This window comes from Paraburkholderia dipogonis, from assembly GCF_046027395.1.
GTDB lineage: Bacteria > Pseudomonadota > Gammaproteobacteria > Burkholderiales > Burkholderiaceae > Paraburkholderia > Paraburkholderia dipogonis_A.
The window spans coordinates 1-24,673 of sequence record NZ_JAQQEG010000071.1 but is presented as its reverse complement, the minus strand read 5'-3'; the positions used below and the strand labels follow the sequence as shown (position 1 = coordinate 24,673).

The 24,673-nt window shown below is 64.1% G+C and carries 25 protein-coding genes; 9 read left to right on the top strand and 16 right to left on the bottom strand.

Annotation, left to right across the window (positions count from 1 at the left end):
* Window positions 1–177: 177 nt before the first annotated feature.
* From PQR32_RS40080 to mprF, 4 genes are read right to left on the bottom strand one after another with little or no spacing between them, the layout of a single operon-like run.
* Window positions 178–393, bottom strand: a complete 216-nt coding sequence (locus tag PQR32_RS40080) for a hypothetical protein (RefSeq protein WP_408240825.1) — start codon at window positions 391–393, stop codon at window positions 178–180.
* A 7-nt stretch (window positions 394–400) separates the two neighbouring features.
* Window positions 401–700: a hypothetical protein gene (locus tag PQR32_RS40075; protein WP_408240822.1), complete on the bottom strand. Its 300-nt coding sequence runs from the start codon at window positions 698–700 to the stop codon at window positions 401–403.
* A complete protein-coding gene (locus PQR32_RS40070; RefSeq protein ID WP_408240819.1) occupies window positions 700–1,962 on the bottom strand; it encodes a virulence factor family protein in 1,263 nt (420 codons plus the stop codon). The genes PQR32_RS40075 and PQR32_RS40070 overlap by 1 nt, the downstream gene beginning before the upstream one ends.
* The gene (gene mprF / locus PQR32_RS40065; protein WP_408240828.1) at window positions 1,959–4,511 is read right to left on the bottom strand and encodes a bifunctional lysylphosphatidylglycerol flippase/synthetase MprF; all 2,553 of its coding nucleotides are present in this window, start codon (window positions 4,509–4,511) and stop codon (window positions 1,959–1,961) included. Before mprF ends, PQR32_RS40070 begins: the two co-directional genes overlap by 4 nt.
* 483 nt (window positions 4,512–4,994) lie before the next feature.
* Between mprF and PQR32_RS40060 the strand changes: the two genes are divergently transcribed.
* Window positions 4,995–5,135, top strand: coding sequence for a hypothetical protein (locus PQR32_RS40060; protein WP_408240816.1), 141 nt, complete (start codon window positions 4,995–4,997; stop codon window positions 5,133–5,135).
* Window positions 5,136–5,428: 293 nt separating this feature from the next.
* On the opposite strand, the gene PQR32_RS40055 is transcribed toward PQR32_RS40060, so the two are convergent.
* The gene (locus PQR32_RS40055; RefSeq protein ID WP_408240813.1) at window positions 5,429–5,581 is read right to left on the bottom strand and encodes a hypothetical protein; all 153 of its coding nucleotides are present in this window, start codon (window positions 5,579–5,581) and stop codon (window positions 5,429–5,431) included.
* Between the two features lie 227 nt (window positions 5,582–5,808).
* Here PQR32_RS40055 and PQR32_RS40050 point away from each other — a divergent pair, with 227 nt between their 5' ends.
* Window positions 5,809–7,206, top strand: coding sequence for an MFS transporter (locus PQR32_RS40050; RefSeq protein WP_408240811.1), 1,398 nt, complete (start codon window positions 5,809–5,811; stop codon window positions 7,204–7,206).
* Window positions 7,207–7,216: 10 nt separating this feature from the next.
* Here PQR32_RS40050 and PQR32_RS40045 read toward each other — a convergent pair whose 3' ends face one another.
* The 5 genes from PQR32_RS40045 to PQR32_RS40025 form a co-directional block, all read right to left on the bottom strand.
* Window positions 7,217–7,711: a DUF421 domain-containing protein gene (locus PQR32_RS40045; protein WP_408240808.1), complete on the bottom strand. Its 495-nt coding sequence runs from the start codon at window positions 7,709–7,711 to the stop codon at window positions 7,217–7,219.
* Window positions 7,712–7,743: 32 nt separating this feature from the next.
* Window positions 7,744–8,400 (bottom strand): glycosyltransferase family 2 protein, encoded by a 657-nt coding sequence (locus tag PQR32_RS40040; protein WP_408240805.1) that lies wholly within the window; start codon window positions 8,398–8,400, stop codon window positions 7,744–7,746.
* Window positions 8,397–9,002 carry a class I SAM-dependent methyltransferase gene (locus PQR32_RS40035; RefSeq protein WP_408240802.1) on the bottom strand — a complete coding sequence of 202 codons (606 nt, stop codon included), beginning with the start codon at window positions 9,000–9,002 and terminating at the stop codon, window positions 8,397–8,399. Before PQR32_RS40035 ends, PQR32_RS40040 begins: the two co-directional genes overlap by 4 nt.
* A 28-nt stretch (window positions 9,003–9,030) precedes the next feature.
* Window positions 9,031–10,209 carry an acyl-CoA dehydrogenase family protein gene (locus PQR32_RS40030; RefSeq protein ID WP_408240799.1) on the bottom strand — a complete coding sequence of 393 codons (1,179 nt, stop codon included), beginning with the start codon at window positions 10,207–10,209 and terminating at the stop codon, window positions 9,031–9,033.
* 197 nt (window positions 10,210–10,406) lie between these two features.
* On the bottom strand, window positions 10,407–12,380 hold the full coding sequence (locus PQR32_RS40025; protein WP_408240796.1) for a PAS domain-containing hybrid sensor histidine kinase/response regulator: 1,974 nt from the start codon (window positions 12,378–12,380) through the stop codon (window positions 10,407–10,409).
* Window positions 12,381–12,571: 191 nt separating this feature from the next.
* Between PQR32_RS40025 and PQR32_RS40020 the strand changes: the two genes are divergently transcribed.
* On the top strand, window positions 12,572–12,808 hold the full coding sequence (locus PQR32_RS40020) for a hypothetical protein (protein ID WP_408240793.1): 237 nt from the start codon (window positions 12,572–12,574) through the stop codon (window positions 12,806–12,808).
* 84 nt (window positions 12,809–12,892) lie between these two features.
* Here the strand turns inward: PQR32_RS40020 and PQR32_RS40015 are convergent, their stop codons facing one another.
* Complete coding sequence (locus tag PQR32_RS40015) at window positions 12,893–13,942, bottom strand: NAD(P)/FAD-dependent oxidoreductase (RefSeq protein ID WP_408240790.1); 1,050 nt, start codon at window positions 13,940–13,942, stop codon at window positions 12,893–12,895.
* Window positions 13,943–14,181: 239 nt separating this feature from the next.
* Between PQR32_RS40015 and PQR32_RS40010 the strand changes: the two genes are divergently transcribed.
* Window positions 14,182–14,619 (top strand): carboxymuconolactone decarboxylase family protein, encoded by a 438-nt coding sequence (locus PQR32_RS40010; protein ID WP_408240787.1) that lies wholly within the window; start codon window positions 14,182–14,184, stop codon window positions 14,617–14,619.
* A gap of 12 nt (window positions 14,620–14,631) precedes the next feature.
* On the opposite strand, the gene PQR32_RS40005 is transcribed toward PQR32_RS40010, so the two are convergent.
* Both PQR32_RS40005 and PQR32_RS40000 read right to left on the bottom strand, forming a co-directional pair.
* Complete coding sequence (locus PQR32_RS40005; protein WP_408240785.1) at window positions 14,632–16,206, bottom strand: methyl-accepting chemotaxis protein; 1,575 nt, start codon at window positions 16,204–16,206, stop codon at window positions 14,632–14,634.
* Between the two features lie 381 nt (window positions 16,207–16,587).
* A complete protein-coding gene (locus PQR32_RS40000; RefSeq protein ID WP_408240782.1) occupies window positions 16,588–17,448 on the bottom strand; it encodes a LysR family transcriptional regulator in 861 nt (286 codons plus the stop codon).
* A gap of 166 nt (window positions 17,449–17,614) precedes the next feature.
* On the opposite strand from PQR32_RS40000, the gene PQR32_RS39995 reads away from it, so the two are divergent.
* Window positions 17,615–19,015: a DHA2 family efflux MFS transporter permease subunit gene (locus PQR32_RS39995; protein ID WP_408240779.1), complete on the top strand. Its 1,401-nt coding sequence runs from the start codon at window positions 17,615–17,617 to the stop codon at window positions 19,013–19,015.
* A 19-nt stretch (window positions 19,016–19,034) separates the two neighbouring features.
* Here the strand turns inward: PQR32_RS39995 and PQR32_RS39990 are convergent, their stop codons facing one another.
* On the bottom strand, window positions 19,035–19,808 hold the full coding sequence (locus PQR32_RS39990; protein ID WP_408240776.1) for an SDR family NAD(P)-dependent oxidoreductase: 774 nt from the start codon (window positions 19,806–19,808) through the stop codon (window positions 19,035–19,037).
* Between the two features lie 251 nt (window positions 19,809–20,059).
* On the opposite strand from PQR32_RS39990, the gene PQR32_RS39985 reads away from it, so the two are divergent.
* Window positions 20,060–20,989: a LysR family transcriptional regulator gene (locus tag PQR32_RS39985; protein ID WP_408240773.1), complete on the top strand. Its 930-nt coding sequence runs from the start codon at window positions 20,060–20,062 to the stop codon at window positions 20,987–20,989.
* Window positions 20,990–21,044: 55 nt separating this feature from the next.
* Here the strand turns inward: PQR32_RS39985 and PQR32_RS39980 are convergent, their stop codons facing one another.
* Window positions 21,045–21,296 (bottom strand): DUF1488 family protein, encoded by a 252-nt coding sequence (locus PQR32_RS39980; RefSeq protein WP_132374246.1) that lies wholly within the window; start codon window positions 21,294–21,296, stop codon window positions 21,045–21,047.
* A gap of 227 nt (window positions 21,297–21,523) precedes the next feature.
* On the opposite strand from PQR32_RS39980, the gene PQR32_RS39975 reads away from it, so the two are divergent.
* The 3 genes from PQR32_RS39975 to PQR32_RS39965 all read left to right on the top strand — a co-directional run bounded on the left by PQR32_RS39975 (window position 21,524) and on the right by PQR32_RS39965 (window position 23,377).
* Window positions 21,524–21,703, top strand: a complete 180-nt coding sequence (locus PQR32_RS39975) for a hypothetical protein (RefSeq protein WP_408240770.1) — start codon at window positions 21,524–21,526, stop codon at window positions 21,701–21,703.
* 211 nt (window positions 21,704–21,914) lie between these two features.
* Entirely contained in the window at window positions 21,915–22,997 is a 1,083-nt protein-coding gene (locus PQR32_RS39970) for a glycosyltransferase family 2 protein (RefSeq protein ID WP_408240767.1), read from the top strand.
* A gap of 158 nt (window positions 22,998–23,155) precedes the next feature.
* On the top strand, window positions 23,156–23,377 hold the full coding sequence (locus PQR32_RS39965) for a hypothetical protein (RefSeq protein WP_408240764.1): 222 nt from the start codon (window positions 23,156–23,158) through the stop codon (window positions 23,375–23,377).
* Window positions 23,378–23,506: 129 nt separating this feature from the next.
* Here PQR32_RS39965 and PQR32_RS39960 read toward each other — a convergent pair.
* Window positions 23,507–24,673: MFS family transporter (locus PQR32_RS39960; RefSeq protein ID WP_408240761.1), on the bottom strand; the 1,167-nt coding region annotated here is incomplete at its 5' end.

The following is a 24,673-nucleotide window of genomic DNA, read 5'->3' as shown; positions in this document are numbered from 1 at the left end:
ACGAAGCGCGACGCTATCGGCAGCTTCAGCGGCCTGTTTGAGTTGGTGTAACGACAAGGCAAGCTCCTGTGCGGCAAGGACGAATCAGCAGAGAGTTCACCAGGAGGCAGGTTGCAAGCGGACATAAAAAAACCCGCCTCGTGGGGCGGGTTATGTGTCACTGCTATCAGACGCGCGCTAACCCACCATTCGATGAATGATGCTAATAATCAGCGCAATACGGATGTCGAGGCAGTTCATGCGTTCGATCTTCGTTGACTTGAGGCGCTTTGTCAATCCCTGTCGATTGGAATACGCGCCGCGGCGTGCTCTCCGCTCCGCATGCAAAATGCGCTCGACGCCGTGCTCACAGGCCGTAATGCACAGCATCGCAGACGATCGGTTCACCATCATGATGACCTCAACGCCGTAGAGCCTGCGCGACGCGCAAACCGCGATCTGCCACAGCAGGCAAACGCGGCGCATTCAACACACGCTCCCGCAGAAACTGGTCGGACTGCGCCATCACCACATTGCGCGCGGTCTGTGAAAAGAGCGCGTGGTCGACGTTGCCGACCAGTTTCACGTCGATGTTCTTCAGCTTGCCAGAGCGAATACCACCGAATCCGAAATGAATTTCCAGCGCGTCCAATCCTTCGTCGAGTGAACCATACATCAGCGCAGTCTGGACGCCCTTGCGCTCCAGGCCACGCATGAGCATCAACGCACGCCGCTCTGCTTCCTGAAAGCGCTGAGAATGCGCTTTTCGAGCGAATCGTAATCGCCGCCGAAGTGGTGATCGCCGGAGGTGCGAATCACCTCGACGCCGGTTTTGCTCAGCGCCGGACACAAGGTGTCCTTCTCGTTCTCGCCGTAGAAGCACTGCACGATAGCGGGCGGCACGCGCGTCAATTCCGGCTGGACCTTCAACGCCTTGTCGCTGGCCGGCATGCCGAGCCAGCCGCCCACACGAATCTGAAAATCGGCATCGGGCGCGAAGCCGAGCAACGCGATCAGCGATACCTTCGCGCGCAGCGCTTCCGGCAGACGGTTATAGGCGAACGGCATCACGTCCGCGCCGAACGAATAGCCGACGAGCGCGATATGCTGCGCATTCCAGCGCGCCCCATAGGTCTGCATCACGCGCGCGAGGTCGCGGCTCGTTTGCGCGGGCGGCTTTTCGCTCCAGAAATAGCGCAGGCTGTCCCAGCCGATCACCGAGACGCCGTCTTTCTGCAACGCCTGGGCGATCGTCTTGTCGAGGTCGCGCCAGCCGCCGTCGCCGGAAATCACGATCGCCATGAGGCCGTTCGGATGCGCGGCCGGCAATTCGATCAGCGGCAGATCGGAGACGTCGTCGTCGCCCGTCGACACGGCCTGCAAATGCGGCGTGACCAACGCGACGAGGCGCGCGCGATCGGCGTTGCCCGTGGCCGCCTTTTCGACGAAACCCGGCACCTTGTCGCGGATAATCGTCGGGTCCGGCGGGCACGGCTGAAAGCGTGGATCGAGCGTGCGCTCGGCGTCCACCGCGACCGCGCCGGCAATCGTATTCGACGGCGCCTGTTCGAGCACGTGCATGGCGAGTGTCGCGCCTTGGCCCGTACCCGCGACGATCGGCGCGAAATAATGGCTTGATTGCGATTGGCGTTCGAGTTGATGGCTCAACGCTTCCGCATCACCCACAAGTTGGTGGCAGGCCTCTTTCTTCGCACTTAGATTACCGGCATAGCGCGCGGTGTCCACGCCGACGGTCAACGCGCCGGCCTTCGCGAGCGCGTCGGCGCTCTGCTGATCCGTCGCGCTCCAGCCGCTCGCTTGCGAGTACAGCACCACGAAGCCGCGCAACGGACCAGTCGGCTGCGTGACCGTGACGTCGCCATAACGGCCACCGGGCACAGTGGTGGTCGCGGCGTGCGCGAGCGCGCCGCCGGTCACGAGGCTCGCCGCGAGAGCGAGCTTGAACAACGAATGCAATGTCATGAACGCCGGCCTCCTGCCAGCAATGACAGGTCCGCGAGCGTGAAGAACACGCCCACCGAACCCGACGCCGCGAGATAGCGCGGCTCCCAATGCGGCTGGAACTTGCTCTTGAAAGCTCGCAGTCCGCGGAAGTTATAGAAACGGCCGCCAAAACGCCACACGATGCCGGCGAACCGGTGCCATCGCGAAGCGAGCGGCGTGGGCTGCATGCCGGAGAGCGGCGCGATGCCGAGACTGAGCGAGCGGAAACCCGCCTGCTTCAGATGCAGCGCCAGCTGCGTGAACAGATATTCCATTGCATACGACGACGCGCTTTCCACATGACGCATCACGCCGACCGTCGCCTCGGTGTTCATGTCGGTCGTCATGAAGGTGACGAACGCGGCCGGCTCGCCATTCTGGCGCACCAGCATCACCGATTGCGCGGCGAGGTACTCGTCCGTGAAGGCGGCCACCGAGAAGCTCTTTTCGCGCGCGTCGCGGCTGTCGAGCCAGCCGTCGGAAATCTCGCGCAGCGTTTCGAGCGACGCGGGCACGTTCGCCTGATCGATCACTTCGACGGTGAAGCCATCACGCTCGCCGCGCTTGAGCGCATAGCGAAGATGCGCGCGATGCGAGCCCTTCAGGTCGAAATCGTCGAGCACGACATGCGCTTCCTCGCCGAGCTTCATCAGCGTGAGACCAGCGTCGAGATAAAGCGGCAATGCGTTGGCGCGCACCTGATAGAACGCAGCGCGCCCACCGTGCGTATGCGCGAGCGCGACGAATTTGCTGATCAGGCCGGCCCACTCTTCGCGTGGCCCCACCGGATCGTGCAAAGCGGCCCACGTGCGGCCGTATTTCGCGTACATCAGGAAAGCCTTGCGCGACTCGGAGAACAGAAAGCTCTTGTCGCCCATCAGCGCGAGACCGGCGTCGCTGCGCTCCTGCGCACGCACGATGCGCGCCGCGTCGTGCAGATCTTCCGGCGCCGGTTTGACGAAGCGCCCCGGCGCGGGACGCAGCAACTGCCAGAAAGAGAACGTCGCGGCGAACACACTTGCGGCCAGCGTCGCGCGCAATGCACGCGGCGCGCGCTCGTCGAAAGCGAATTGCCACCACAGGTCGCGCGTGTACGGCACGTCGCGGAAAGCAAACAGCATCACCCACGTGGCCAGCATCAGCACCATTGCAACCGACACCAGCCAGCCCGCCGTAAAGCGCTCCGCGAACAGCGACGAATGACGGTTAAAACGCCGGCGCGTCGACAGCAGCAACACGACCAGCATGCCGAGCACCCCGGCTTCCACGAACGCCAGACCTTTGGTCAGCGACAACGCGAGACTCAACACCGCCAGCAGAAGCGTCATCCACCACGCGGCGTCCAGCCGCCGCAGCAAACCACGGGCGACGAACAATAGCAGCACGCCGAGCACGCTGCAGAGCATCTGCGAACTTTCGAGCACCCACAGCGGCAGCACATCGCGCAGCATGTGAATGCGTTGCCAGAACGCGGGCGTCGCGCTGGAAATCACCAGCATGCCGCCGACCACGAACGTGACGAGACTCAGGAACAGCGGGGCGAGCTTCGACGCCGCAGCGGCGTGTTGCAGCGGCAAACGGCTTTTCAGCGCGCGGCCTTCGAAACCGGCGAGCAGCGCGGCCGAGACGATCAACGGGACACCGAAGTAAATCGCGCGATACGCGAGCAATGCGGCAAGCATCTGATGCGTTTGCACGCTGCCGTTCAGCGTGAACACCATCGCCGCTTCGAACACGCCGACGCCGCCGGGCGTGTGGCCGATCATGCCGAGCAGCATGGCCGCGGCGTAGACCGTGATGAAAGTCACGAAGCTCACGTCCGCATGCGGCAGCAATGCCCACAAGGCGAGGCCGGCGGCCACCACGTCGAGCACCGCGAGCGCCACTTGCGCGAGCAGGTCGCGGCGCGAGGGAATATCGAACGAGAGCCACTGCCAGCGCGTGCGCAGCGGGCGCGTTTCTTTGCGGCAGGCGGCGGCCGCCAATCCGAGCACGACGAGCAGTGCCATGCCAATCCAACGCAGCGTGACAGGTTCGAGATGCAGCATCGGTGCGAGCGTGCCGGCCACGCCGACCATGCCGAGTGCCGTCATCAGCACCAGTGCGAGCGCGAGCGACACGCTCGTGAACACCGTCATGCGGCCGATCTGCGCGGGCGTGACGCTGGCCACGCCGTAGACGCGCGCGCGCACGGCCCCGCCTGTCAGCGCGCCGAAGCCGGTGGCATTGCCGAGTGCCGAGCCGGCGGTCGCGCCGATCCACAGCGCCACACGCGGCACGACCGCGCCCAGATAGCGCAAACCGACGGCGTCGCGGCCGACCAGCGCCACATAGCTGAGCGCGGTGGCGCCAAGCGCGGCGGTCCACTCGCCGGCCGTCAGTCGACGCAACTCACGCATCACCGAGCGATAGTCGACTGCTTGCGAGAGGTGTTGCAAGACGACCAGCAGCAGCGCGCCAATCACGAGCGCGAGGAGAGGCGAGAGAAATCCCCTGTTGCCAAGCGTTTTCGATGCACGGTCGAACATCGCGCCTAGCCGGTCGAATTTATAGTTATATCGATGGAACATGGTCAATGCAGGGCCTTGCTGGAGCTGTCGCGTCGGATTGTCCGTCGCGGCGTCGCCGGTTATTGGCGATTACAAATGGATAACGGCACAGGGGTGAAAAGGTTGACAGCGTCAGCTGTATCGCGGGGTTTAACCTGGGCCGCCCATTAAATCTGAATGCGCTGCGCGCCGCAGCCATACGGGTGAATAAAACGGTCGATATTGCCGATTGGGCCGCGATGAGGCGCGCCGGGTTGTCGACAGGGGGCTGAAGTTTAAACGCTATTCGTGCGCTGCGAATGAAGATTCGACGTCGCGTCGATTGTGTGCGCATGCCATGTCGCTCGAAGCGACGAATCGCAGCATCAAGATTTTCTCTTCGCGTGCCGTAATCGAGAGCAATAGCTCAGTGAAACGCGGCGCACTTGCCGGGTGAAGTTCGGTAATCGAAGGAGAATGAAAATGGCGGAACAGGATTGGATGATGGCAGGCGTGTATCTGGTCGGGCTGGTGTCGATGGCACTGTTGATGAGCGCACTGGCCACGCGAGCGACCAGGGAGCGCAAGGCCGTAGTAAGGGTGCCGAGCCGCGCCCGCGACTAACTCAAGCCATGATGTACGGTCGTTGCCGCACGAGCTCGGAAACACGAGCGGCGTCACGCAAGACGCTCACACGGCGCGAATTGCGCGCGTGCCGCCGCTGCAATGAAGCTTGAATGATGAGACCAGATCGCACAGCGCCCGCTGCACGTGCCAGCCGGCCGCGCTGACATCGCGGCCTGGCGGGCATGAATGACGCAAAAATGATGCTAGGCCAGGCGCCGTGCGCATGACAGACGCGGCGCATATCTGCGCCCTGCTATGTCGGTCAGCGCACGTGGCGCGCGGCTTTTGGCTTACTCCGGACGGCGATGCGCTTCCGCGATCACGGCGCAGTTTTGCAGGTGCAGGTTCAGTGCATGCAGTGCCAAGGCGCGCAGTTTGCCGAAGAAGGTGTTGTTGGCGGCGACGGTAGCGCGGGCGGCGGAAGCGTTGGAAGCGGTGTTCATGGTGGACTCCTGTATAGGGTTTATACCTAGGCAATAACCCGATTATAGCCCTCTCCTGTCGCACTGCAACAAATATCAATAAAGCCGTGGACTGTTGCCTGACGGTCACATGCGCAATCACCCGGTTTAAAAAAGGGTGGCATCGGACCCTGCGCTGTTAACAATCCGCACCGTACAGGTGCAATAATGGCCCCTTTGCCCGCGACCGTTCGCCGCAGCCCGCCTTCATGACCGTCGTCCAGAAAGCCCTCATTGCGCCCCTCATCGTCGCGTGCGCGATGTTCATGGAAAGCGTCGATGCGAACGTGATCGTCACCGCGCTACCGGCCATGGCGCGCGACTTCGGGCGCGATCCGGTCACACTGAAAATCGCGGTAACGAGTTATGTGCTGGGCCTCGGCGTGTTCATTCCCGTGTGCGGATGGTTCGCCGACCGGTTCGGCGCGCGCACCATCTTCCGCACGGCGATCGGCATCTTCGTGACGGGTTCGCTGCTGTGCGCCGCGTCGAATTCGCTGGCCACCTTCACGCTCGCGCGCTTCGTGCAGGGCGTGGGCGGCGCGATGATGGTGCCGGTCGGGCGAATCATCATCTTCCGCGTGGTGCACAAGTCCGACTTCATCCGCGCGATGAACTATCTGAGCGTCCCGGCGATGCTCGGCCCCGCCGCGGGACCGCTGCTCGGCGGCTTCATCACCACCTATCTGCACTGGCGGCTGATTTTCTTCATCAACGTGCCGATCGGCATTCTCGGCATCTATCTGACCAACAGGCACATCGCCAACACGCGCGAACCGAACCCGGGCCCGCTCGACTGGATCGGCTTTTTTCTGTCGGCCGCGGGTGCGGTGCTGCTCTTGCTCGGGCTGTCGCTGGTCGGTGGCGAACTGATTTCCAACGGCGACGCGTTCGGCATGTGCGCGTGCGGCGCGGTTCTGCTCGCGGCCTATGTCGCCTACGCCCAGCGTGTCCCGCTGCCGCTGCTCGACCTGCGCTTTTTCAAGGTGCCGACGTTCCAGGCGAGCGTGCTCGGCGGTTCGTTGTTCCGGATCGGCCTGGGCGCATTGCCGTTCCTGTTGCCGCTGATGCTGCAGGAAGGCCACGGCATGAGCGCGTTCGAATCCGGCCTGATCACGTGCGCGTCCGCATTCGGCGGCATGTTCATGCGCACGGTCGCCTCGCGCGTGCTGCATCGCTTCGGCTTCCGTTCGGTGCTGGTGGTCAACGCCGCGTTGTCGGGACTCTCGATCGCGGCCTGTGGACTATTTTTCCCCGGCACGCCGACCTGGATCATCTGGGTGGTCGTATTGCTCGGCGGCTTCTTCCCAGCGCTGCAGTTCACGAGTCTGAACTCGCTCACTTACGCGGAAATCGCCAGTCGCGACGTGGGCCGCGCCACGAGTCTCGGCAGCGTCGTGCAGCAGATGTCGCTCGGCCTCGGCGTGACGATCGGCGGCATCGTGTTGCAGATCTCGCGCGTGCTGCATGGGCATCCGGGCATCACGTGGTCGGATTTCTGGCCGGCGTTTCTGGTGGTCGGGCTGTGCTCGTTCGCATCGATTCCGGTCACGCTGCGCATGCCGCACGGCGCGGGCGAGGAAATCTCGCGCGGTGGCCGGGGCTGAGCGGCCCGCCTCAAGCCTTCTTGCGGATCACGCTCACTTCGCCGTTGCGTTCGAGGATCGCCGCGGCCACGTTGTCCATCGAACGTGAGCCGGTTTTCTGCCGCACGCTTTCGTGAACGTCGGTTCGGCTAATGAGCGCGGCGTCCATCTCGCGCGCGTTGAACGCGCCGTTGCTGAACACCTCGCGTTCAACGCCGCCCACCAGCCGCTCCAGCGGGCGCGAGCGCATGCATACCCACGCCAGCGCCCGGTGGCAGATGACGATCACGAATGACGCCACCACCGTGCCGATAAACGGCGACGCGCCGACGATGGCCCGACTCAACGTCGCGCCGAGCAGAATCACCACCACCGAATCGAATGGCGAGCGTTGTCCGAACGAACGCCGGCCCGAGATCCGGATCAGCACCAGCGCGACCAGAAACACGACGATCGCGCGCATGGCCATCTGCAGCGGGTCGAGCGTCCTGCCTTGACCGAATAGCAGCAAGATCGCTTCCATCATGTCGGACTCCTTTTACAGCGGGCGGCGCTCCTTTAGCCGGCAGCCGCCCATGCCGCAAGCGTGTCGCCGAAGCCGCCACGCGCGCGAGCCGCGGCGCGCGCGCTCGTGATCACGCGCGGCGCCGCGCTCCACGCGATGCGCGCGCCGATCGCGATCAGCCGGTCGACCAGCGCGACATCCTCGCTGCACTTGAGCGGCGGAAAACCACCCGCGCGCCGGTAGGCGTCGGCCGACACGCCGAGATTCGCACCGTGAATGTGACGATGACCGTCGGCATCCACGTAAGTCTTGCGGAAATATTCGCGCACGCTGTGCGGGTGCGCGGTCCAGTCGTCGACGGCAATCGAGCCGCACACCGCGTCCGCATCCAGCGAAAGCTGCGCGACCAGCCAGCCCGACGACACGCGGCTGTCGGCGTCGGTGAACGCGAGCCAGCGCGCGCCGTCCGCCAGCAGGAAGTCCGCGCCGGTCGCGCGCGCAATGCCGACATTGCGCGCCTTCAGCGTCAGCGTCTCGACGCCGTAGGCACGCGCGATCGCGCCGGTGAAGTCGTCGCAAGCGTCGAGCACGACCACGATGCGCACCGTTTCGCCCGCCAGGTCCTCGTGGCGGGAGGCGGCGATCAAGGCCGCGAGGCAAGGCGCGAGCAACGCCTCTTCGTTGTGCGCCGGAACGATCACGCCGATCATAGGAGCCCCTCGCGTTGCGCGACCGAGCGGGTGTCGCGCGACCAGACGTCGATCAGCAGATCGGCTTCATCGTGATGCGCGAGACGCGTGAGGCCGCAGCGCGCATCGAACAGCGCATGCGCGGCATCGGCGGATTCAAGCGCTTCCGCGAAGGGCCGGCGCCAATGACAGGCGAGCAGCGTGCCGTCCGTCGTGAGCGAGGCCGCGATTCGTGAAGCCAGCGTTTCGAGCTCCGCCGAATCGAGGTAATAAGCGAATTCGCTGATCACGATCAGATCGAACGGGCCGGCTTCGGTCGGCCACTCGCGCGGCACCGTGCGCTGTTCGACGCGGACGTGCGGCGAACCGGCAACGCGCTCGCGTGCAAGCTGCACGGCGCGCTCGTGCAGATCCGCGGCGAGCAGCGTATCGCAGCGCTTCGCCAGTTCGACGGTCAGCTCGCCGTTCGCGCAGCCGGGTTCGAACGCACTCCGATAACGCGGACGCGGCAGCAACGCGAGCGTGAGCGAGCGCTTGCGGCTCTCGTACCAGCCCTCGCGCAACTTCCACGGATCGTCGCTCTGTTGGTAGAGTTCATCGAAGTAAGTGGCCCGAGAGCTCATGTCAGCGGCCCTCCGTGCACGGCGTCAGTCAAAGCGTCCACGGGGCACCTCCGGCATCGGGATCACTACGACCCTCGCCCTGTCCCGCCGCAGCGCTCAGTTCGCCGAGCGCGGCAAGGTCGCGCTCAGCGTGGCTCTGGCGCAGGAACACCGGCAGATCCGCCAGCGCACGCGCGAAGCGCGCGTTGCGGCAGAGTGGCCCGGCACCGAGCGTACGCGTCGCGTGATTCATCACGGCAGTCGCGGCTTCTTCCACCACGAGGCGCGCGCGCATGGTCTCGCGTTGCGAGTCAGCCGACGGATAGGCGTCGATGTGCGCGGCGGTCTCGCGCAATACCGCAGCCGCGCCGGCCAATGCCACCTCGACCGCACCGAGATGGGCAAGCCGATGTGGATCGGCGCGCTGCGTGCACGCGTCGCGCAGCATCCGCCCGATCTGCGCGGCGGCCCCATACCAGCACGCGGCGATACCGGCGCCGCCGTGCCAGAAGCCTGGACGCCGCACATAGGAATGCGCGCCGCCCACCAGCGTCGCCAATGTCTGGTCGAAGGTCACGTCAGCGCTTGCCGTGGCCTGCATGCCAACCGCTTGCCACTTCGACGTGTCGATCGAGATAGTTGGCTGATCCATTGCGACGGCCGCCAGCACCGGTTCATCGTCCAGCCATGCGGTAACGAGCGCATGCGTGACGACACCCGCGCCCGAGCACCAGGCTTTCGTACCTGCGAGATGAAGGTCCGAGCCATCGCTTCGGATTCCTACTTTCGTCGCCTGCACGCGCGCATCGGGCGGCTCGGCGGCCCAGACTCCCCAGCGGCTCCCCGCAGGCGGCGTGGGCCCCTGCAATTCGGTGAGAATCGCGAGCGCATCCGTGTGGCCTTCGAACAGCTTGACGAGTCCGAGATCGCACGCGGCCACCGCTGCGAGGGCGCGCCAACGCGCGAGCGTCTCGCCGTGACCCGGCAAGGGCACGACGGGCGCGCAGTCATACCCGCGTTCGACCAGCGCGCGCAACACGTCGCCGAGCGCGGCGGGGTCGTTGGGATCGAAACGCGTATCACGCAGAAAATTTTCAAGCGCCCCGGCAGGGTCCGCCTCCTTCCTTGCCTTACTCGCCGCTGCATGGGAATCGCGAGACGCGGTCATGCCGGAGCTTTGCGGCGGCCGCGCATTGACGCCGGCCGCACGATCACGCGTATCGAGCATCGTGCCTCCCTGAAGCTGTTCGATCGAGTGCCGGCGGACTCTCAAGGGCCGCCGCGCACAAAAGACGCTCAGCAAGCGGCGTGCCTCAGGCGCCGGACGCCGGGACACGCGACACTTTTCTTCGGGAATCAGGAATGCCGATGCACGCCAGCCATCACACCGCTCTGGTATGAAGGAAGCGTGCGTTGCTCGAACGGCTAGCCGGGCTCACGCCCGCTGCGCCGCGCTTCCACCTCGGCCAGCAAGGCATCGAACAACTCGAGTTCGACCGGCTTCACGAGATGCGCATGAAAACCGGCGTCGCGGGTGCGCTCGCGATCGCTGGGGTGGCCGAAGCCGGTCATGGCGGCGTACACGGTATGGGCGAGCTCAGGCATCGCGCGCAGCGCCGCGATGGTCGCATAGCCGTCCATCTTCGGCATGGCAAGGTCGATGACAGCGAGGTGGGGCGCGAAGCGCGGCGCGACCTGAACCGCCTGCTCGCCCTCGTAGGCGATGCGCACCTCGTGGCCTTTGAGTTCTAGCAGCATCGCGAGACTGTCGGCCGAATCACGATTGTCGTCGACCAGCAGAATGCGCAGCGGCGCGACTTCGGTGTTCGCCGCGTTCGCCTCATCGCCCGTTGCTTCGGACGGCGCGGCGGCCAGCGGCAGACTCAGCGTGAAGGTGCTGCCGCAACCCGGCCCTTCGCTGCTCGCGATAATGCTGCCGCCGTGCATCTCGACGAGCGACTTGCACAACGTGAGGCCGATGCCGAGACCGCCCTCGCCGGCATTCTGCCCTTCCTTCTCCTGAGCGAACAGCTCGAAGATCTTGTCGAGCGAGCGCACCGGAATGCCACAACCCGCATCGCGCACTTCGAGCACGGCCATGTGGTAATCGATACGCGCCACGACATCGATGGTACTGCTCACCGGTGAGAATTTTGCCGCGTTGTGCAAGAGGTTTTGCAACACCTGCACGAGACGCGTCATGTCGCCGCGCACGATCACCGGCTCGTCCGGCATATGCTGCACGACCCGCTGCTCGTGCGCATCCGTGAACGGCCTGGCCGCCTCGATCGCGCGCGCCATCACCTCGGCCAGATCGACACGGCCGAGGCGCAACTCGACCTTGTTCGACATGATCCGGCCGACGTCGAGCAGATCGTCGACCAAACGCGTGAGGTGCGTGACCTGGCGATCGATCAGGTCGCGCGAACGCGCCAGCGTGGGACTGACGCCGGTTTCGAGTTGCATCACACCGATCGCATTGCGCACCGGCGCGAGCGGATTGCGCAATTCATGGGCAAGGGTCGCAAGAAACTGGCGCATGCGTTCGCCCGAACGCTCCAGTTCCTCGCGCTGACGCCGCTCGGTCAGATCGCGCGTGACCTTGGCGAAGCCACGCAGCCGGTTCGTTTCGTCATGCACCGCGGTGATGACGACGTTGGCCCAGAAGGTCGTGCCGTCCTTGCGCACACGCCAGCCTTCGTCCTCGACGTGGCCGATCTGCCGGGCGATCGCCAGCTCGCGCGCGGGCTTGCCTGCCGCCGCTTCCTCAGGCACGTAGAACCGCGAAAAATGCTGGCCGACGATTTCCTCGCGTGTATAGCCTTTGATGCGCGCGGCGCCTGTATTCCAGCTCACCACGTAGCCTTGCGGATCGAGCATGAAGATCGCGTAGTCCTTGACGCAGTCGACCAGCAAACGAAACCGCTCCTCGCTTTGCCGCAGCGCTTCCACATACTCGCGTTGCGCGGTCAGATCGCGCGTGATCTTGGCGAAGCCGGTGAGAATGCCCGCGTCGTTGCGGATCGACGTAATCACAACGTTCGACCAGAACGTGGTGCCGTCCTTGCGGACCCGCCAGCCTTCGTCCTCGAAGCGGCCGGTCAGCGACGCCTGTTGCAGTTCGTAGGCGGGCCAGCCGCGCGCCACCGCCTCGTCGACATAGAAGCGCGAAAAGTGCTGACCGATGATGTCCTCATCGAGGTAACCCGTTAGGTTCTGTGCCCCGGCATTGCAGCTCACGATCCTCCCTGTCGGGTCGAGCAGGAAGATTGCGTAGTCTTCGATCGCCTGCAGCAGCGCCCAGTAATCGACCCCGACAACCGCACTCGGGCGGGCCGCAACCGGGACCTTGGCAGGCTTGCCGTTTTCGCCGGCGGAGGGGACATCAAGCTGTTTCATGGTGGTCCGGAATAAGGGCTACGTCCAAAAGCATACACCGCCAGTCACCGTCCACTTTGCCTATGGTTTCACCTGAGGTCCACGCGAAAGGCCCGGCGCCGTCTGCCGCCTCGACGAAAACGCGGGTGGAATCGCCGGGCCCCGCAATTGCTATGCCCTGAAGACACACACTCATGAAACAGGAGCCGCAATTGAAACAGGCATTCACCACCCTCGCCCTCGCCGCAGCGCTGGCACTCACACACAGCGCCGCGCAAGCTGAAGGCTGTACGAAAGGCGCGGTCGTGGGCGGCGTCGCCGGCCACGTTGCGGGTGACCACGGCGTAGCGGGCGCGGCCGCCGGCTGCGCGGTCGGCCACCACGAAGCCAGGAAGAAGGACAAAGAGGCCAGTGCGGCCGCGGCCGCGAGTCAACCCGCCGGGAAATAAGCGGCAGGTAGAAAAGAGCCGGTAGTGACCTGTGAATCACTACCGGCTCAATCAATCAGGAACTCGATATCTCCGCAAAAATAGTCATCCGGCAGCGCTGACTTTTTCAGCCAGCTTCGCGTCGTAACTGGAATGCACGTGCACGCGCTTTTTGTCTGGATAGGCGTACGAGTATGCCTTGCGCAGCGCGAGGGACGCCTCATGAAAACCCGACAGAATCAGCTTCTGCTTGTTCGGATAGTTGGCGATGTCGCCAACCGCGAAGATGCCGGGCCGCGAGCTCTCATAGTTCGACGTGTCCACATCGACGCGCCCACCATGAATTGACAGCCCCCATTGCGCGATCGGCCCGAGATCGGCAACGAGCCCGTATAGCGCGACGAGATGCTCGGCCGCGAGTTGCGTCTCGCCCTCGATATGTCGCAATGTGATCGACTTCAATGCATCCCCTTCGACGTTGAGCCCCGCAATCGCGCCGACGATGAAATCCATCTCGCCGGCCTCGACCGCGCGCCGCATCAACTCGACACTCGAATCGGCCGCACTGAAACCGCTGCGCCGATGCACCAGCGTCACCCGGCGCGCGACCTCGCGCAGCGCCAGCGCCCAATCGAGCGCGGAATCGCCGCCGCCTGCCACGACCACGGTCTTGCCGGCGAAGTCGGCAAGACGTGGCACGCTGTAGTGCACATGACGCGACTCCAGCGGCACGGCTTCGGCCAGCGCCAGCTTTTGCGGCACGAACGCGCCGTTGCCGGCGGCCAGCAGGATCGCCGCGACATCGAACACGAGGCCGCGATCGGTACGTACTGTCCAGCGTCCGTCGCCGCCCTGTTCGACCGACTCGACCCGCTGTTCGAGATGAATGGGCGGATCGAACGGCTTGCACTGCGCCAGCAGGCGCTCGACCAGCTCACGTGCCGTGCATGATGGAATAGCGGGAATATCGTAGATCGGCTTGTCCGGATAGAGCTCGATGCATTGGCCGCCGACCTTGTCGAGCCCGTCGACGATCTGGCAGGACAGGCCGATCACGCCCGCCTCGAAAGCGGCGAAAAGCCCTACGGGGCCGGCACCGACGATCAGAACGTCGGTGCGGATCGGCGGTGGTTGCTGGTCTGTGGCGGAAGTCATGCGCGATCTCTTCGGATGGGTAGATGGACGGATAACCCACCATACCGAATCGCCCGATGCGCGGCAACGATGCCATTACCATCGGTAAGGACGCTCGGCGTGTTGTGGCCGTTCGCCGTCAGCGAGGCAAAGTGGTTACCTGAAAATAGCCAAAATCGGTCATTTCCCAAAGCCAGTCATGCGCCTAATCTTCACTCATCGCATCACGGAATGCGTTCAACCCAACTCAGGAGTGAATCATGCAACAACGCCTCGACTTCTACAAAGCCAACCCCGCCGCGATCAAGGCCATGATCGGCGTCGAAGAACGCATCGGCAAATCGGCCCTTGAAAAATCGCTGACCGAACTGGTTCGTCTGCGCGCCTCGCAAATCAACGGCTGCGCATACTGCGTCGACATGCACACCACCGACGCGCGCAAGGGCGGCGAAACCGACCGGCGTCTCGCGACCGTCGTGGTCTGGCGTGAAACGCCGTTCTTCACGGACCGCGAACGCGCCGCGCTCGAATGGACCGAAGCGCTGACGCTGGTGTCGCAAGACCATGTGCCCGACGCGGTCTGGGAAGCGGTGCGCCCGCACTTCGGCGACGAGGAACTGGTCGATCTGACGCTGCTGGTCTCCGCGATCAATGCATGGAACCGCTTCGCGATTTCGTTCCGCAAGCTGCCTGCCTGAATCCAGTGCGGTTCAGAAAACCGCCTCGCGCTGCGCCGCATCGCTCGCGACTTTGAAGGCTGCGGTCAATTCGCTCAATTGCCGCGCCTGATCCGCGAGCGAGTTCGCGGTCGCCGCGCTTTCCTCGACTAGCGCCGCGTTGTGTTGCGTGACCTCGTCCATCTGCGTGACGGCGAGGCTCACCTGTTTGATGCCCTCGCTCTGCTCTTTCGACGCCGCCGCGATCTCGCCGACGATACGCGCCACGCGCCCGATCGCGGCTTCGATTTCCTGCATCGTATCGCCCGCTTCGTTGACGAGCCCCGCGCCGCTCTCGACGCGCGAGGTCGACTCCGCGATCAGCGCGCCGATCTCCTTCGCGGCCGCCGCCGAGCGCTGCGCGAGACTGCGCACCTCGCCCGCCACCACCGCGAAACCGCGCCCTTCTTCACCCGCGCGCGCCGCTTCGACGGCCGCGTTCAGCGCGAGGATATTGGTCTGAAACGCAATGCCTTCGATCGCGGTAATGATGCCGGTCATTTTCGACGAACCCGCGTGAATCACGCGCATCGTCTCGACCATGCTGCCGACCGAAGTGCGTCCGCGCGCGGCCATCTCCGAGGCGCGCAACGCCAGTTCGCTCGCGTGATGCGCGTTCTCCGCGTTCAGTTGCACGGTCGATGTGAGCTGCTCCATCGCCGCCGCGGTTTCTTCGAGCGACGCCGCCTGTTCCTCGGTGCGTTGCGACAGATCGAGATTGCCCGCGGCGATCTGCTGCGTCGACGACGCGATCGAATGCGAACCGGCGCGCACAGTGGTGACGGTGGCGCCGAGCTTGTCCTGCATCGATGCGACACCGCGCAAGAGCGTCGCCATTTCGTCGTTCGAACGAATCGGCACGTGGGTCGTCAATTCGCCGGCGGCGATCGCGTCGAACTGGCGCAGCGCGTCGTTCAGCGGCGCCATGATCGCGCGGCGCAACGTGCGCCAACTGATGAACGCGACCGTCAATCCCAGCAGAATGCTGCCGATGCACGCGTACAACAGCGTATGAAATAGCGTGGCCGAGCGCTCGCTCGCGTCGCCCGCCTGCTGGTTCAGATAGTCCTCCAGCGCGCCCTGGCTCATGTTCATCGCCGTGTACAGGCCGATCAGATGAGCCGCGCGGCTTTCGTCCATCCAGCTCGCGTCGCCGGTGCGGATCGCCTCGACCAGTTTGTCGATGCCGTCGCGGCGCACGGCGGTGCGCTTCGCGTCGAGGTCGTCGGTGAGGCGTTGCAGTTCGGGCGTTTTCGGCAGATCGCGAAAGCTGTTCCACCATTTATCCGAATCGCCGAGCAGCATGCGCGCACGCTCGAGTTGCGCGTTCAGTTGCGGCGAGTGCGGATTGCTCATCGCCCAGTCGAGCCCGAAACGCGCGCGCGACATGGCCGTGCCCGATTTGCCGAGCGCAACGACCGAGGCGAAATGGACCGTGTAAGCCTCGCGCTGCGCCTCGTTGCTTTCGTTCATACCGAGAATGCCGAGCACGCCGGTGGCGATCAGCAGCACGCCGAGAAACGCGATGGTGATCGCGATGCGTAGATTGATGGTCAGGTTCTTGGTCATCGTGGTTTTTATCGCTCTGGCTGGTTTGGCGCTCTGGCTTATGACGTGCGGCCCCCGCGCACGTGAACGATTAAACGTTCCTTATATGGAACAATGAACCGTATATGGAAAGTATAGCGATTTGCTTCCGGGCGAAAAAATAAAAATTGGCGGGCGCGGTAAACGCGCAACAGGCCGTGATGTCCCTGTTCCGCCCATGCGGCGGCACCACCGCGGCTTGAATAGATTCAATTGACGAACCGCCAAACAACGGCACGCCCGGCGGATTGATCTGGAATCCTATCTATATGGCACGCACCGCACAGATTCTCTATGCCGATGCGCAAGCCGCCGCCGTCACGTCAATACGTGGCGTCGATCCCGACGCGTCGCGCCTGGCCGCTATTCCCCGATCCACGACCCGCGCAGATCGCTGTCATGCAGCAATTGCAGCAGCGTGCCCGCCGGCCGGCTGAGCCGCTTCGCCGCCAGAGCGATGAATTCCACCGACGGCAGCGTCGGCAGACTCGCCATGTTCAGGGGCGCCGCGAGGCCCCGCGCGGCCAGATACTGCGGACGAACCGTAATGCCGAGCCCGCCGCGCGCGGCCGCGATGCACCCTGCGTGGCTGCTGCTCGTGCACACCAACTGCCAGCTAAAGCCCGCCTCGGCGAGGGCATCGAGCACGACGGCCCGTGTCACGCTCGGCTCGGCGACCAGAATCAGCGGCAACGGCTGGCTCAGATCGACCAGCGTGCCGGCGCGCGCCAGCCACTCCAGCCGCCCGGTGAAGAGCGGCACGCCGCGCCGGTCGCCCAGGCGCCGCTTGCCGACCAGCAGATCGATCGCGCCCGCGTCGAGCAGTTCATACAGCTTGCCGGTCATGCCAATGGTGATTTCCAGTTCAACATCCGGATGCGCGTCGCGAAACGCCGCCAGCACGGTGGGTAATGGGCCGAGCGCGACATCGTCCGAGGAACCGAGCCGCACGCGGCCTTTCAGACGCGGCGCGCGAAACTGCGACTCGGCCCGCGCAAGCGCCTGCAGAATCACGCTGGCGTGCGCGAGCATGGCTTCGCCGTCCGGCGTCATGGCAAGCGAATGGGTGTCGCGCACAAAGAGACGCCGGCCCACGCTCTCTTCGAGCCGCCGGATGTGTTCGCTGACGCTCGATTGCGTCAGGTCGAGCCGCCGCCCCGCCTCGGTGAAGCTGTGGCAGGCGGCGACGGTCGAAAAGGTCTTGAGCCAGATGGGATTGAGCATGGGGCATTGTCGCGCTGCTTATCGGCAAAGTCGATAACAGTCAGCGTCCCTAGTGGGGTTCCCGATTGACGAGGATGTCAATATGATGACGGAATTGCCCATTGAATGTTCACAGCCAGGGCGGCCGCGCCACTCCCAACGCTGCCGTCTCGCCGTTCCGTTAAAGATGACCAAGGATTCTTCCCAGACCGCTCTGCTCTGGATCGTCGCCGCCGGCTTTTTCATGCAGTCGCTCGACACGACGATCGTCAACACCGCGCTGCCGTCGATTGCGCACAGTCTGCACGTCGCGCCGCTCGCGATGCAGCCGATCGTGGTCGCCTACACCCTGACCATGGCGATGCTCACGCCCGCCTCCGGCTGGCTCGCCGACCGCTTCGGCACGCGGCGCGTCTACTTCGCGGCGATCCTCGTGTTCGTGCTCGGCTCGATCTGCTGCGCGAGCGCGCATACGCTCGGTCAACTGGTGATGGCGCGCGTCCTGCAAGGTGTGGGAGGCTCGATGCTGCTGCCGATCGGACGGCTCGCCGTCCTGCGCAGCGTCACGGGCGACCAGTATGTGGCGGCGCTTGCGTTTATTTCGGTCGCCGGGCAATTGGGTCCGATCGCCGGGCCGACGCTCGGCGGCTGGTTCGTTCAGGCGATCACGTGGCACTGGATTTTCCTGATCAACGTGCCTATTGGCGCGGTGGGTCTGTATGCGGTGCAGCGGTTTTTGCCGTCGCATGGCGAAGCAAAGGCGCCGCCGTTCGACTTCGTCGGTTGCGGGCTGCTGTCGCTGTGCATGATCGCGTTCTCGCTCGCCGTCGACGCCCCCGCGCCCACGCATCGGGCGGCCTGGTCAATAGCGCTGTTCGCGCTCGCCGCTGTAAGCGCGCTCGCCTACATTCCGCATGCAAGACGCCGCGTCAATCCGCTCTTCAAACTGTCGCTCTTTCGCGAGCCGAATTTCAGCGTGGGGCTGATCGGCAATCTGGTGTGCCGTATCGGTTCGAGCGCCGTGCCGTTTCTCGTGCCTTTGCTGCTGCAATTGCAACTGGGCTACTCGCCGCTGCACTCCGGTCTGATGATGCTGCCCGCGGCCCTGGCCGGCACCGTCGCCAAACGCTGGATCGCGCCGCTCGTGCGCCGCTATGGCTACGACACATTCCTGCTCGTCAACACGATCATCGTCGGTTCGTCGATCGTTGCGTTCGCATTGATTACGCGCGGCACACCGCTCGTGGTCGAGATCGCGATTCTGGCGGTGTTCGGCGCGGCCAACTCCATGCAGTTCGCGGCGATGAACAGCGTCACCCTCAAAGGCCTCTCGCATGAAGATGCCGGCAGCGGCAACAGCCTCTTTTCGATGGTGCAGATGCTGGCCATCGGGCTGGGTGTGTCGATCGGCGGCGGGCTGGTGAATCTCTTCTCCGCGCAAGTCGGATCGGCCGCGCTCGGTTTTCGTCTCGCGTTCGTGTGCGTCGGGGTGATCACGCTGGTGTCGGCGTGGGTGTTTCGCCACCTCGACGACGCGCCCGTCTCGCGCCCAGTGCGCGGGCAAGCCACGCAGGGCGCGGGCCGCTGACCGGCGCCCTGACGTCACATCAGTCCGGCAAGCGGATGCCGGAAAACCCCGCGCACGCCTCGATCAAACGCTCCTGAACGGCAACGTCGCGCACAGCCGGATGCGTCTCGCACGGCTTCATGTGATAGAAATACGTGCCGCTGACGGTGGCCGCCGGTTCGTCGCTGACGGCGAGCCATACCTGGGTTTTCGGAGCGGCCCGCAGATCGTCAGGCGCGCCTGGCCCACCCATTTTCGTTGCCACCCAACCCGGCTCCAGCGCGTTCGATAACACCTGCGGCCAGCGCCGCGCGATCGCGAACGCCAGCAACGCGTCGTGCAGTTTCGAGTCCGAGTACGCCGCCGTACCCCGCCAGGGGCGTTGCTCCCAGGCCAGATCGTCGAGGCTTGCGTCGCCGCTGCGATGCAGGCCCGAGCTCAGATAGACGAGCCGCTTCGGCTTCTCGATCAAGGCGGTCAGAACGTACGGCGCGAGCGTATTGACCGCGAACACGTGCGGCAAGCCGTCGATGGTGGCGATCCGGCGCGGCTCCTGATAGCCGACCGCCGCGTTGTGGATCACCGCGTCGAAACGGCCTAGCCGGTTGACCTGCTCCGCGAGCGCGACGGTGGCCGCGATGCTCGACAGGTCGCCGGCCAGCGCGGTTTCCGCTTGCGGCACGGCTTTCAATGCTTCATCGGCGCGCGCGGCGCTGCGCGCATGCAACACCACCTGATGGCCTGCTTCGACGAGCAGACGCGCGGCCATCTGACCGAGACCATCGGCGGAACCGGTGATAGAAATACGCGACATGGGGCGTTCTCCGTTGTTCAGTCCAAATATGCCCGGTGCATGACGAGAATCGCATGTCTTGGTGCTTCGGGCGAACGTCAACAGATTAACGTCCGCCGCTCGATTGACGCGATAGCCTGGCTGTCATTCCACTCATGACATGACATCATTCGTCCGCCTTACCTGGCGGCGTTTCCCCGAGTCGGCACGTGAATTCAAACGGAGTTTCGCGTTAGCATGTCACGCATTAATGAATAACAAAGGACTATCACATGCCATTTGACGAGCGCGTGCTGAACGGCATGGGCGTCTTGACGGCGATTGTCGATTGCGGCAGTTTTGCGGCGGCAGGCGTTGCGCTCGACATGTCGCAATCCGGGGTGAGCCGTTCGGTTGCGCGGCTCGAAGCGCGTCTCGGCATCCGGCTGTTTGACCGCACCACGCGCTCGGTCACGCTGACCGACGAAGGCCGGCGCTTCTACGAACAGATCGTGCCGCTGCTGGGTGGACTCGAAGAAGCCGCGGCTTCCGCCGCAGAGGGCGCGACCGCCGTACGCGGACGTTTGCGCGTGAACATGGATCCGTTCTTTTCGCGCCTCGTGCTCGGGCCGAGGCTGGGCGGCTTTATCGACAAGCATCCCGATCTGCAGCTCGAACTGATCACCCGCGACCAGATGGGCGATCTGGTCGCCGACGGTTTCGATCTCGCGATCCGTTTCGGCGATCCGCCGGTGTCGACGCTGATCGCCCGAAAGCTGCTGGACACGCGGATTCTCACCGTGGCCGCGCCGTCGTATCTGAAGAAGCATGGGCACCCGGTGAATCCGGCCGAGCTCGAAAGCGGCAAGCATGTCTGCATCAAGTTTCGCGATCCGCTCACGGGCTACCCATTCAGCTGGGAATTTCATCGCGGCCGCAAGAAGATGGTGATCACGCCGCACGGCCGTTTGACCGTGAACGACGTGGGCACCTTGCATAGCGTCTGCACGGCAGGCCAAGGCGTCGCGCAGATTCTCTCGCTCGGCGCCGAGTCGTTGCTGGCGAGCGGAAAACTCATGGAGCTATTTCCCGACTGGGGCGACGAAGTTTATCCGCTGTATGCGCTCTATCCTTCGCGGCATCATCCGCCGGCGAAGGTTCGGGCGTTTTACGATTTTATCGTGTCGCTCACGGGCGCCGCGCCGCGCGAACCGGCGGCTTGAGGCCGCGTTCGGCGGTCGGCGACGTGCGCGCGCCGGCGAAAGGCGCTGCGCCGCGTCAGGAAATCGTGTAACGGTTTTGCGGGCCGCCGAGGTACAGGCCGCGCGCGAGCGTAAGGATCTGCTCGCGATGCCGGTCGAACGCGGCGAGCACGGCCGGTTCGTCGGAGCCCACGCTCGGGCTCAGATTCGAGATCACCGAACGGTTGACGGTAAAAGCGATTTCACGCGCATTGTCGTAGCCCCAGAAATTGACGCAGTGGTGAGAAGCGTCATAGCTGCGGCTGGGATTCGGGAAGTTGAGGGACATTTCGTACTCCCGGGATATAGGATTCTCCTTCCACGGTGCGCTGAATGGGGGGCGGGGTCAAGGGGTTGTTTGTAAGTGCGTGGAGCGGGATCGCCGCTGTCGGGTCATCACGTGGTTTTCGCGTCCGGATCAATCAATCACGTGCGCGGGACCCGATCAGGACACGAATCACGCGCCCAGGTCTGCCGATTGCTGCAAGGCTTATGTCATCCAACCAGGAGAGGACCATGAGCGATACCAAAGAACAGGCCAAGGACAAACCGGCCGACATCGAACATCCGCAACCCGCCGTGCACAGCGACAATGAAAAGAGCAAGCTGCCCGAACGCGACGACGAAGGGCGCGACCAGGCGCCGTCAGACAGTCCAGGTAAAAAACCCGGCGAAGGCGAGCCGCCGGTCGGCTGAAATAAGGAGCGTCAATCCAGAAACGGCTTTGCTGCGTTTTCGTGGCGAAGCCGTATAAATTTACCCTTCCAACGTCTTTCATAAGCCAAACATTTCTTCCTAATTTTTACCGATTATTTTTTTCGCGTGATGGACTATTTTTCTGCTTGCAGCGACGTGTGCGCCAAGCGGACCGGCTGCCGCCCCTCAACAGATAACAAAGGCGACGCTCATGTCCAGCTCCTCGACTCTCTCACCCCACCCGAAGGTTTCCATCTGTCTGCCGACTTGCGATCGTCCTGAGCTGATCGCGACCTGCATCGACTCATGCCTCGCGCAAAGCTACGGTGAGTTGGAGATCGTGATCGGCGACGATTCGAAGGACGCCCGCACCGAGCAGTTGATCGCGACCCGCTACGCCCGGGAGCCGCGCGTGCGTTACGCAAGGAACCAGCCGTCGCTCGGCCAGGCACGCAACGTAGCGAGCCTGTTCGAGCGCGCGAGCGGCGATAAAATCCTGCTGATCCACGACGACGACCTGCTCACCACGGACGGCGTCGAAAAGCTCGTGTCGCTATGGACGCTTCACCCGCAACTCGATGCGGCATTCGGTGACCAGTACGAAGCCGATCACGGCGGCGCCATCGACTTCGCGGCGAGCGCGCACCTGAACGCCGCGTTTCGGCGTACGAAAGATGCCGAAGGCCTGCAGTCTCTGCCGGGCAGAACCGGTCTGATCCAGATGTTTCCGAACAACGGCTGGATGGCCAACGCCGCACTCGTGAAACGGATCGGTTACAAGAAAGAATACGGCGTGTGCTGCGACTTCGTGTTCGGCACTGAACTCTGTCTCGCCGCGCGCGAAGTGTTCTATCTGCACGACTATGTCTCGGTGTATCGAAAGACGGCAAGCTCGGTCTCGCATAGCACGCGCGGCACGGCGGTCGCGGCAACGGTCAGCGCGTATGCGTTCGTCAAGGCATTGAAGTTGCCGGCGCAATTGGAGCCCTCGCGCAAGTTGGCGTTGCGCCGTCTCGCGCCGATCGTGGTCTCGGTTCACGCGAAGAATCGTCAGGCGCTCGCCGGCTTCAAGGTCGCCTTCGCCCATCTGTTCGCCTACAACTATGGCTTGAGCGCGCGGCTTTACTACCATCTTCTGATGCTTGCGCGTGGGACGTTGAGCGCACGTCAGCAGGCCGTCGCGGCGGCGGCGGTTGCCGCAGTGACGGCCGCGCCTGTTGTTGCCGCGGATCCGGCCGCCGTGGTGAAGGAACTCGTGTCGGAACTGGTCAGCGATCGTTCTGAACCGGTCTGATGCGGCGATGCCGCTGCTGAACGCAGGCAAGCCCCGCGCAATAAGCGTGTTTTCTGCTAAGCATCCTCTGCTAAGCAAACGCGGATTTGTTGCTTGGTCCGGCGTGGTGCGCTGATTACGATAAGGGCGAACCTTCACCAGCCCTGAGGTGGCTCGCCATGTCCGACAGTGCCTGTTTCAAGCCGCGCGTGATCGAACCGGTCGTCGTCAACCAGCCTGAAGGATTGGGCCTCGCGCTGGAGTTATGGCTCGCGCAACCCGTCGACGGAATCGCGGGGCGAGCGCTGCAGATTCACTTACGCAGCGACGCGAAAATGGCGCAGGCCGAGACGCTGCGCGATCTGCTGCATGCGTTGGGCACGGAGATCGTCGTGGCGTGAGCATGCACCCTGCCCTCGATGCATAGTCGGTCCGCATCGCTGAGGCCTATAAAAAACGGCGGCCGGGATTGCTCCGGACCGCCGTTCTCAAGGAGCGCCTAAGTGCGCTTCTCGACGAGCCTCGAAGACTCAAGGCTCGTGACGCAAATACCCTTCTTTCGACGGATCGCGCATCCGCAGCGACACGATGCCGGCAATCGCGCACATCGCCGTCACATACCAGTAGAAGGTGGACTCGTTGCCGACCGACTTCAGCCACAGCGCCACATACTCCGCCGAGCCGCCGAAGATCGCATTCGCCACCGCGTACGACAGCCCCACGCCGAGCGCGCGCACTTCCGGCGGGAACATTTCCGCCTTGATCAGACCGCTGATCGACGTATAGAAACTGACGATCGCGAGCGCCACCACGACCAGACCGAACGCCGCATACGGGCTCGTCACGTCTTTCAGCGCGTGCAGCAGCGGCACGGTGCCGATGGTCGCGAAGAAGCCGAAGAACAGCATGGAACGACGGCGGCCGATGCGGTCCGACAGCGCGCCGAACGCCGGCTGCATCACCATGTAGACGAACAGCGCCGCAGTCATCACGTTGCTGGCCGTCTTCGCCTGCATGCCGGCCGTGTTGACCAGGTACTTCTGCATGTAGGTGGTGAACGTATAGAAAATCAGCGAGCCACCGGCCGTGAAACCGAGCACCGTCATGAACGCACCCTTGTGCAGCCACAGGCCGCGCAGCGTGCCGGCTTCCTTGCGCTGACGCGTTTCCGCGGTGGTGGTTTCGTCGAGCGATTTACGCAGATACAGCGCGACCAATGCCGCGACCGCGCCGATCGCGAACGGCACGCGCCAGCCCCACGCCTTCAGCTCTTCAGTGGAAAGCGTTTGTTGCAGCACCACCAGCACCAGCAGCGCGCATAACTGGCCGCCGATCAGCGTGACGTACTGGAACGACGCGAAGAAACCGCGCCGGCCCTTGAGCGCGACCTCACTCATATAGGTCGCGCTGGTGCCGTACTCACCGCCCACCGACAGGCCCTGGAACAGCCGCGCGACCAGCAGCAGCGCCGGCGCCAGCGCGCCGATCTGCGCGTAGGTGGGCAGCACGGCGATCACGAGGGAACCGCCGCACATCATGAACACCGACACCATCATGGCGGTGCGGCGGCCATGCTTGTCGGCGAGGCGGCCGAAGAACCAGCCGCCGATCGGACGCATCAGGAAGCCGGCGGCGAACACGCCCGCCGTATTGAGCAGCTGCGTGGTGGTGTTGCCGCTGGGGAAGAACGCCGGCGC